This is a genomic window from Pseudomonas sp. 86_A (genome assembly GCF_017491705.1).
Taxonomy (GTDB): domain Bacteria; phylum Pseudomonadota; class Gammaproteobacteria; order Pseudomonadales; family Pseudomonadaceae; genus Aquipseudomonas; species Aquipseudomonas koreensis.
This window is the reverse complement of the sequence record NZ_JAFGYS010000024.1, coordinates 40,135-49,300: the sequence shown is the minus strand read 5'-3', so window position 1 is coordinate 49,300 and position 9,166 is coordinate 40,135. Positions and strand designations below refer to the sequence as shown.

General features: G+C 63.1%; 6 protein-coding genes. All 6 read left to right on the top strand.

Features of this window, described 5'->3' with window-relative positions:
* Positions 1-111: 111 nt before the first annotated feature.
* The 6 genes from J5M57_RS27070 to J5M57_RS27045 all read left to right on the top strand — a co-directional run bounded on the left by J5M57_RS27070 (position 112) and on the right by J5M57_RS27045 (position 8,855).
* Positions 112-2,232: a TonB-dependent copper receptor gene (locus J5M57_RS27070; RefSeq protein WP_207849093.1), complete on the top strand. Its 2,121-nt coding sequence runs from the start codon at positions 112-114 to the stop codon at positions 2,230-2,232.
* A gap of 118 nt (positions 2,233-2,350) precedes the next feature.
* Entirely contained in the window at positions 2,351-3,730 is a 1,380-nt protein-coding gene (locus J5M57_RS27065) for a PepSY domain-containing protein (RefSeq protein WP_207849094.1), read from the top strand.
* A 150-nt stretch (positions 3,731-3,880) separates the two neighbouring features.
* Positions 3,881-6,004, top strand: coding sequence for a TonB-dependent receptor (locus J5M57_RS27060; RefSeq protein ID WP_207849095.1), 2,124 nt, complete (start codon positions 3,881-3,883; stop codon positions 6,002-6,004).
* A gap of 111 nt (positions 6,005-6,115) precedes the next feature.
* The gene (locus J5M57_RS27055) at positions 6,116-6,904 is read left to right on the top strand and encodes an ABC transporter ATP-binding protein (protein ID WP_207849096.1); all 789 of its coding nucleotides are present in this window, start codon (positions 6,116-6,118) and stop codon (positions 6,902-6,904) included.
* Positions 6,901-7,848, top strand: coding sequence for an ABC transporter substrate-binding protein (locus J5M57_RS27050; RefSeq protein WP_207849097.1), 948 nt, complete (start codon positions 6,901-6,903; stop codon positions 7,846-7,848). The genes J5M57_RS27055 and J5M57_RS27050 overlap by 4 nt, the downstream gene beginning before the upstream one ends.
* Complete coding sequence (locus J5M57_RS27045; RefSeq protein ID WP_207849098.1) at positions 7,845-8,855, top strand: iron ABC transporter permease; 1,011 nt, start codon at positions 7,845-7,847, stop codon at positions 8,853-8,855. The genes J5M57_RS27050 and J5M57_RS27045 overlap by 4 nt, the downstream gene beginning before the upstream one ends.
* Positions 8,856-9,166 lie beyond the last annotated feature (311 nt).

Genomic DNA, 9,166 nt, shown 5'->3' with positions numbered 1-9,166 from the left:
CCCGCGCCCCGCCCATCGCCGCGTAAACACCGCACCTTTGATTGCACACGGTTGAGAAGACAGCTCCAGGCTGCCGGCCGTGTCGTTTACGACTGTTTGATGGAAATTGTCATGTCCAGGTTTTCCGCTGTTCCACGTTTGAGCGCTGCTCGGGCGTCCTTCGCTTTGAACGAGTCGCGCATTCGTTTCTCGCACGCTACCGCCGTCCTTTGCGGCGTCCTGCTGTCCCCGCTGGTGCTGGCCGATGACCACGCCGGGCACAACGATGAACTCAGTCCAACGGTGATCACCGCGATCGCCCCGAGCTCGCCGTTGACCATCGTCACCAATCCCAAGGATCCGCGCCAACCGGTGCCAGCCAGCGACGGTGGCGATTATCTGAAGACCATTCCGGGCTTTGCCCTGGTGCGCAATGGCGGCACTAACGGCGATCCGGTGCTGCGCGGCATGTTCGGTTCGCGTCTGAACATCCTCACCAACGGCAGCATGCTACTCGGCGCCTGCCCCGGCCGCATGGATGCACCGACCTCGTACATCTCGCCGGAAACCTACGACAAACTCACGGTGATCAAAGGCCCGCAGACCGTGCTCTGGGGCCCGGGCGCCTCGGCCGGCACGGTGCTGTTCGACCGGGAACCGGAAAGCTTCGGCGAACTCGGCACCCGGGTAAACGCGAGTGTGCTGGCCGGCTCCAACGGGCGCTTCGACAAAGTGGTCGACGCCGCCGCCGGCGGGCCGCTGGGCTACGTGCGGGTGATCGGCAACACCGCGCACTCCGACGACTATCGCGACGGCAACAACGACACCGTGCCGTCGCGCTACGACAAGTGGAACGGTGACATCGCGCTCGGCTGGACGCCCGACGCCGACACCTTGATCGAACTCACCGCCGGCAAGGGCGACGGCGAAGCGCGCTACGCCGGACGCGGCATGGACGGTTCGCAATTCCTGCGCGAAAGCCTCGGGCTGCGCTTCGAAAAATCCAACGTCACTGATGTGCTGGAGAAGTTCGAAGCGCAGGTCTACTACAACTACGCCGACCACGTGATGGACAACTACACCCTGCGCACACCGTCCGGCACCGGGATGATGGCCGGGCCCATGGCCTCCAACGTCGACCGCCGCACCCTCGGCGCGCGGATCAAGGCGACCTGGCGCTGGGCCGACATCCAGTTGATCACCGGCCTCGACGCGCAGACCAACGAGCACCGCCAGCGCAGTGGCATGGGCATCGACACCTACAAGGATCAGCCGTACACCAAGGACGCCGACTTCCATAATTACGGCGTGTTCAGCGAAATGACCTGGTACGCCGCCGACCGTGACCGCCTGATCAGCGGCGCCCGGGTCGACCGCGCGTCGGCCAAGGATTATCGGCAGAGCATTGGCTCGGGAATGATGAGCCGGCCAAATCCGACCGCCGACGACACCCGTGCCGACACCTTGCCAAGCGGCTTCGTGCGTTACGAGCATGACCTCGCCGACAGCCCGACCACGCTGTACGCCGGCCTCGGCCACGCGCAGCGCTTCCCGGATTACTGGGAGCTGTTTTCGCCCAAGTCCGGCCCGGCCGGTTCGCTGAATGCGTTCGACTCGATCAAGCCGGAAAAGACCACCCAGTTCGACTTCGGCGTGAACTACAAGACCGCCGAACTCGAAGCCTGGGCCTCGGGCTACATCGGCGTGGTGCGCGACTACATCCTGTTCGACTACACGCCGACGATGATGGGCATGAGCACTTCCAGCGCCGAGAACATCAACGCGCGGATCATGGGCGGCGAACTCGGCGCTGCGTACAAGCTCACCGACAACTGGAAAGCCGACGCGACCCTGGCCTACGCCTGGGGCAAGAACAGCAGCGACGGCAAGGCCCTGCCGCAAATGCCGCCGCTGGATGCGCGTTTCGGTCTCACCTACAGCGAAGACAACTGGAGCGCCGGAGCGCTGTGGCGCGTGGTCGCGGCGCAAAACCGCATCGACCAGAACAAGGGCAACGTGGTCGGCAAGGACTACGACAAGAGCGGCGGGTTTGGCGTGTTCTCGCTCAACGGTGCCTACCGTATCAACAAACACTGGAAGGTCAGTACCGGCGTCGACAACTTGTTCGGCAAGGCTTACGCCGAGCATCTGAACCTGGCGGGCAACGCCGGTTTCGGCTACCCGGCCAACGACCCGCAAGCGATCAATGAGCCGGGGCGCACGCTCTGGACCAAGGTCGACATGAGCTTCTGATAAGAAAAAGTCAAAAGATCGCAGGCTCCTACACAGGAGCGCGCGCCCCCTGTAGGAGCTGCCGAAGGCTGCGATCTTTTGATCTAAAAAAAATGATTCGCCAAGCGGAGCACACGTGATGCAAAAGCCCAAACCGAACTTCTACAACCTGGCCTGGCGCTGGCATTTCTATGCCGGATTATTCGTCGCGCCCTTCATGGTGATGCTGGCCCTGACCGGCATCGTCTACCTGTTCAAACCGCAACTCGATGCGCTGATGTACAGCAGCCTGCTCAACGTTCCGGCAGGTCATCACACGGTGCCGGCCGATGACCTGCTGCAGCGGGTGAAAAGTGCTTATCCACAGGGCCAGATCACCCAATACCTGCCGCCGGCCAACGCCGAACGCAGCGCGCAATTCGTGGTGAAGAACGCCGGTCATGAACTCAACGTGTTCATCGATCCGTACCACGGCGACATCCTCGGCGAGCAGGACGCGAAGAAAAACCTGCAAGCCGTCGCCCGCGCCATTCACGGTGAGTTAATGATCGGCACTGTTGGTGATCGGCTGATCGAACTCGCCGCCGGTTGGGGCGTGGTGCTAGTGGTGTCGGGGGTGTTCCTGTGGTGGCCGCGGGGTCAGGCCGCCGGCATTCTATGGCCACGGCTGAACAGTCGCGGCCGGGTGTTGTGGCGTGATCTGCACGCGGTCACCGGGTTCTGGGGCGCAGCGTTGCTGCTGGTGATGCTGCTCAGCGGCATGACCTGGACCGGCTTCTGGGGCAAACAGTACGCCCAGGTATGGAACGTGTTCCCGGCCGCCATGTGGAACAACGTGCCGACCTCCGACGTCGAGGCCGGCAGCCTGAACAACGCTGCGCGCCAGACCGTGCCGTGGGCGATGGAAAACACGCCGATGCCGATGTCCGGCGACCATGCCGAGCACATGGCCCACGACGGCATGCAACACGGTCCCGCCGCGCCCGCGATCAGCCTGCAAGACGTGCAGAACATTGCAGTGGAACGCAAGGTCGAACCCGGCTACAGCATCACCCTGCCGACCACCGCCACCGGTGTGTTCACCATTGCGGTGTTTGCCGACGACCCGCGTAACGACGCCACCCTGCACGTCGATCAGTACACCGGCAAGGTCCTCGCCGATGTGCGCTTCGAGCAGTACGGTGCGGTGGCGCGGGCCACGGAAATCGGCGTGATGCTGCACGAAGGCAAGATGTTCGGCACTTTCAACCAGATTGTCGTGCTGCTGATCTGCCTGATGATCCTTCTCAGCGCCGTCAGCGGTGTGGTGATCTGGTGGAAGCGTCGCCCGCAAGGCAAGTTCGGCGTGCCGCCGCTGCGTCATGACCTGCCGAAGTGGAAAACCGGCGTGGCGATCATGCTGGTGCTGGCGGTGATTTTTCCGCTGGTGGGCGCTTCGCTGGTGCTGGTCTGGTTACTGGATCGCCTGCTGTTGTCGCGCCTGGGGCGTCAACCTGAATCCGCCTCAACTTCATCGTGAAGCAGGCGAGATGCGCGCTTTAGACAGATCTTTAAACTGCCGGGGCTTAATCTCCGGCGATTTTTAGTGTTACTGTATAACGCAAGTAGGCCGCTCTGCCCGCAACCAAACGTTGCGGGCTTTCTTTTGAAGAAGTGATTCACCGCCCCGATGAACAAGTACCTCTTGTCCAGTCTCTGCCTGTTCGGCCTGAACAACGCCCATGCCGACAACCAGGCGCTGTTGCTGCCCACCGGCACCATCAGCGCACCGGCCATCGACGACGCAAGCGTCAGCCTGACCACGCCAACCACCGCCGGCTCGCGCCTGAACCTCAACGCCATGCAAACCCCGGCCAGCGTCGAAAGCCTCAGCGGCGAACAGGTCCGCGCCCGTGGCGATCGCAGCGTGCAGGACGCCGTGTCGCGCAGCACCGGCATCAGCCGCACCGGTACGCCGGGCGATGGCGGCACCTCGTTGCAGGCACGCGGGTTTACCGGGCAGAGTTCGGTGATGCAGTTGTATGACGGCAACCGCATGTACACCGGCATGGGCACCGTGACCTTTCCGGTCGATACCTGGTCGGTGGAGCGCGTCGACGTGCTGCGCGGCCCGGCCTCGGTGCTGTACGGAGAAGGCGCGACCGGCGCGGTGGTCAACGTGATCCCGAAGAAACCGTTCGAAGGCGAAATCGAAAACCACCTGCGCGTCGGTTACGGCTCCTACGACCGTCAGCAACAGGCGTTCGACAGCGGTGGCTCGCTGACCGATACCCTGAGTTATCGCCTCAATCTCAATCGCCTGCGCAGCAACGGCTGGATCGATCGTGGCGACTCATCCAGCGATTTCATCAGCGCCGCCCTGCGCTGGCAGGCCACCGATGATCTGGCCTTCACCCTCGCCCACGATTACGGCGACCAGCGCCCGCAGAACTATTTCGGCACGCCGCTGATCAACGGCCGGTTGCACGACAACCTGCGCAACAAGAACTACAACGTGCGCGACGACCAGCAGCACTACAACGATCAGTGGACGCGCCTGACCACGGCTTGGCAGATCAACGACACGGTCAGCGCCAGCAACGAGCTGTACTACCTCAAGGCCCAACGCCGCTGGCAGAACGCCGAGAACTACAACTTCGACACCGCCACCCAACAACTCAGCCGCAGTGGCTATTTCGGCATCGGCCACCGACAGGAGCAGGTCGGCGACCGCCAGACCTTCACCTTCAAGCACTCGCTGTTCGGCCTCGACAGCCAGACTGTGACCGGCGTCGATTACAACCGCATCCGCTTCCAGCTCAACAGCAACTCGCCGTTCAACGACGTGCTGCCCAACGGCCAGGCGCTGGACCTGTATCACCCGCAACCGGGCTACTTCGAAAGCGCCAACCCGTACCGGGATCAGTTCGACAGCACCACGAAACAGATGTCGCTGTTCGGCGAAAACCGCACGCAACTGAGCGAGCGCTGGGCGCTGGTGACCGGTGTGCGCCGCGATTACGTGCAGGTGGATCGCACCAACCTGATCGACGACAGCCAGAGCGACAAGACCCTGACCGGCAATAACTGGAAGGCCGGACTGGTGTTTGCGCTGACGCCGGAGACTTCGTTCTACGGGCAGGTCGCGACCAGCACCGACGGCATCGGCGGCCTGATTTCCCTGAGCCCGAGCCAGCAGCAATACGACCTGTCGAGCGCACGCCAGACCGAGGTCGGTCTGAAGCAGTTGTTCTGGGATCAGCGCGGCGAGTTCACCCTGGCGGCCTATCGCATCGTCAAGAAGAAGCTGCTGACCGACGATCCGGGCAACCCGACGCTCAAGCAGCAAGTCGGTCAGCAATCGTCCAACGGCCTGGAAGCCAGCCTTGATCTGCAACTGCCGCATGCCTGGCAATTGCAGGCCAACGCCGCGATCGTGAAGGCCAAGTACGACGATTTCTCCGAGGTGGTCAACGGGCAAACCCTGTCGTACAACGGCAACCGCCCGGTGGACGTGCCTCGGCGTACCGCCAACCTGTGGCTGAACAAAACCCTCAGCGATGACCTGAAGGCCGGCGCCGGCGTGCGCTATGTCGATGCGCGCTACGCCGACATGGCCAACCGCAACGAGTTGCCGAGTTATACCGTGGTCGATGCAACGCTGTCGTGGCAAGCCCTGCGCAACACCACGCTGGGCCTGCAGCTGAACAATCTGTTTGACCGCCAGTACGCACTAAGCCAATACAATGCGGGCCAGCAATGGATGCTCGGCGAGCCGAGATCGTTCTTCGTCACGGCGGATTACACTTTTTGACCCAATCCCTGTAGGAGCTGCCGCAGGCTGCGATCTTTTGATCTTGATCTTTCAAAAGATTGCAGCCTGCGGCAGCGCCTAAAGGGGCAAGCATCGCTTTATGAGAATTTGATGACCTCGCTAAACCTCACCAACCTCGCCTGGACACCTCTGGGCCACGGCCACTGCCATCACCAGTTCCAGCTGCGTGACGCCTCGTTGCGGGTGGCCGCCGGTGAGTTTGTCGGCTTGATCGGTCCCAACGGCAGCGGCAAGACCAGCCTGCTGCGCTGCGCCTATCGCTTCAGCCAACCGGAACACGGTGAGGTCCGACTCGATCATCACAACGTCTGGAAACAGTCCTCGCGCTGGTGCGCGCAACGCATCGCCGTGGTCCTGCAGGAATTCCCCGATGCCTTCGGCCTGACCGTCGAAGAGGTCGTCGCCATGGGCCGCACACCGCACAAAGGCCTGTTCGATGGCGACACGCTGGAAGATCGCAACCTTGCCACGCAAGCGCTCAAATCCGTCGGCCTCGACGGCTTCGAAGACCACGCGTTCGCCACCCTGTCCGGCGGTGAAAAACAACGGGTAATCCTCGCCCGGGCCCTGACCCAGCAACCGCAACTGCTGATCCTCGACGAGCCGACCAACCACCTCGACCCGCGCTATCAACTCGAACTGCTGCAACTGGTCAAGCGCCTGCAGATCGGCACTCTCGCCAGCATTCACGACCTGAACCTCGCGGCGGCGTTCTGCGACCGACTGTGTGTGATCAACCACGGACGCATCGTCGCCAGCGGCACGCCGCAAGAGGTGCTCAGCACCGAGCTGCTGCGCGATGTGTTCGGCGTCGAGGCGCTGATCGACTCCCACCCCCTCCACGGCTACCCGCGAATCACCTGGATAACCCGACCATGACTGTGCGTTCCCTGCTTTGCGTCGCTCTTCTGTTGTGCAGTGCCCAGGCCTTGGCCGAAGCCACGAAATACCCGCTGACCATCCACAGCTGCAACCGTGACGTGAGCTTCAGCGAGGCGCCGAAACACGCGGTCAGTCACGACATCAACATGACCCAGATGATGCTCGCCCTCGGCCTCAAATCGCGCATGGCCGGGTACAGCGGTGTCAGTGGCTGGAAGTCGGTGACGCCCGAGATGCAGTCGCTGCTCGACGGTTTGCCGGAGCTGGCCGCGAAGTACCCGTCGGTGGAAACCCTGCTCAATGCCAACGTCGATTTCTTCTTCGCCGGCTGGGATTACGGCATGCGCGTCGGCGGTGACCTCACCCCGCAGACCCTGCAGCCGCTGGGCATCAACGTGTACGAACTGACCGAATCCTGCGCCTTCGTGACGAAGCGCCCGGCGGCGACGCTGGAGGATACCTACAACGACCTGCGCAACCTCGGCCAGATCTTCGACGTACAGGATCGCGCCAACGCGCTGATCGCCGACATGCAGCAGCAGGTCGCCGAGATCCGCAAAGACCTGCCCGCCGACAAGCCGCGCGTGTTCCTCTACGACAGCGGCGAAGACCGCGCCATGACCTCCGGCCGCCTCGGCATGCCGCAAGCGCTGATCGATGCCGCCGGTGGGCGCAACATTCTCGATGACGTCGACGCGAGCTGGACCCGGGTCAACTGGGAGACCGTGGTCGAACGCAATCCGCAGGTGATCGTGATCGTCGACTACAGCGAAATCACCGCCGAGCAGAAGATCGAATTTCTGCTGAAGAACCCGGCGCTGCAATCGGTGGACGCGATCCAGAACCAGCGCTTCATCGTCATCCCTTATGTGCAGGCCACGCCGGGCATCGATAACGTGCTGGCGGTGGAAACCCTGGCCAAGGGGTTCCACGGCGAATGATCGACCGTCGCTACGCCCTGTTGCTGACCGCCCTCGGCGCCCTGTTGCTGGTGTCGTGCGTGGTCTCGCTCGGCTTTGGTCCGGCGCGGGTGCCGGTGGACGTGGTGTGGCGGATTCTGCTGCACAAGACCTTCGGCCTCGGCGAGGTGAGCTGGAGCGCCGGGCAGGAACACATCGTCTGGCTGATTCGTGTGCCGCGCATGTTGCTCGGTGCGTTGGTCGGCGCCGGGCTGGCGTTGATTGGCGCGGTACTGCAAGCGGTGACGCGCAACCCATTGGCCGATCCGCACCTGCTTGGCGTCACCTCCGGCGCGACCCTGGGCGCAGTGATCGTGGTGCTGCACATCGGTGAGATCGTCGGCCTGCTGACCTTGCCGATTGCCGCGTTCATCGGGGCATTGCTGAGCATGTTTCTGGTGCTGGGTATTGCCAATCGTCAGGGCCGGCTCGACAGCGACCGCTTGCTGCTGTGCGGTGTGGCGGTGTCGTTCGTGATGATGGCGATCGCCAACCTGCTGCTGTTCATGGGCGACCACCGTGCCAGTTCGGCGGTGATGTTCTGGATGCTTGGTGGTCTCGGTCTGGCGCGCTGGGAACTGCTGGCGGTGCCGGCCCTGAGCGTGTTGCTCGGCCTCGGTTTGCTGCTGGGCATGGCCCGCCCGTTGAACGCGCTGATGGCCGGCGAGCAGACCGCCGTGACCCTCGGCCTGAATGCCCGGGCGGTGCGTTTGCGGGTGTTTGTGATCGCCTCGCTGATGACCGGCGTGCTGGTGTCGATCAGCGGCTCGATCGGCTTTGTCGGGCTGATGGTGCCGCACATTGCCCGGCGTCTGGTCGGCGCCGAGCACCGGCGATTGCTGCCAGCCTGTGTGCTGCTCGGCAGCCTGTTTCTGGTGTGGGTCGATGTCGCCGCGCGGACCCTGATCGCGCCGGAAGACCTGCCTATTGGCGTCGCCACCGCGGCTATCGGCGGCCTGTTCTTCATCGGCCTGATGCGCCGCCGCTGATCCAGCACAATCAACTTGTAGGAGTGAGCCTGCTCGCGATGACGGCGGCACATTCGACATCAATGTGGATGACAGAACGCCATCGCGAGCAGGCTCACTCCTACAGGGGACAGTGTTGTCCTTGAAATCGCGCCCCAATCTGGCGCGGCCGCCTGCACCAACGCTCCACCCGCGTTCCTTCATGGTGCACCCCGCCCGCGCGCAACCGCTCTAAACCGACATTTTCCTGCCCGATCCCGACCGGGCACAGCCCTTGCAAAACACACCTTCAGTCGTCCGCATCTGCCAACCAGAAAAATTAAACGTTCATG

Excerpts from the sequence above, each read along its gene's own strand:
- J5M57_RS27070 (WP_207849093.1), top strand. The coding sequence starts at position 112 with ATGTCCAGGTTTTCCGCTGTTCCACGTTTGAGCGCTGCTCGGGCGTCC.
- J5M57_RS27065 (WP_207849094.1), top strand. The coding sequence starts at position 2,351 with ATGCAAAAGCCCAAACCGAACTTCTACAACCTGGCCTGGCGCTGGCAT.
- J5M57_RS27060 (WP_207849095.1), top strand. The coding sequence starts at position 3,881 with ATGAACAAGTACCTCTTGTCCAGTCTCTGCCTGTTCGGCCTGAACAAC.
- J5M57_RS27055 (WP_207849096.1), top strand. The coding sequence starts at position 6,116 with ATGACCTCGCTAAACCTCACCAACCTCGCCTGGACACCTCTGGGCCAC.
- J5M57_RS27050 (WP_207849097.1), top strand. The coding sequence starts at position 6,901 with ATGACTGTGCGTTCCCTGCTTTGCGTCGCTCTTCTGTTGTGCAGTGCC.
- J5M57_RS27045 (WP_207849098.1), top strand. The coding sequence starts at position 7,845 with ATGATCGACCGTCGCTACGCCCTGTTGCTGACCGCCCTCGGCGCCCTG.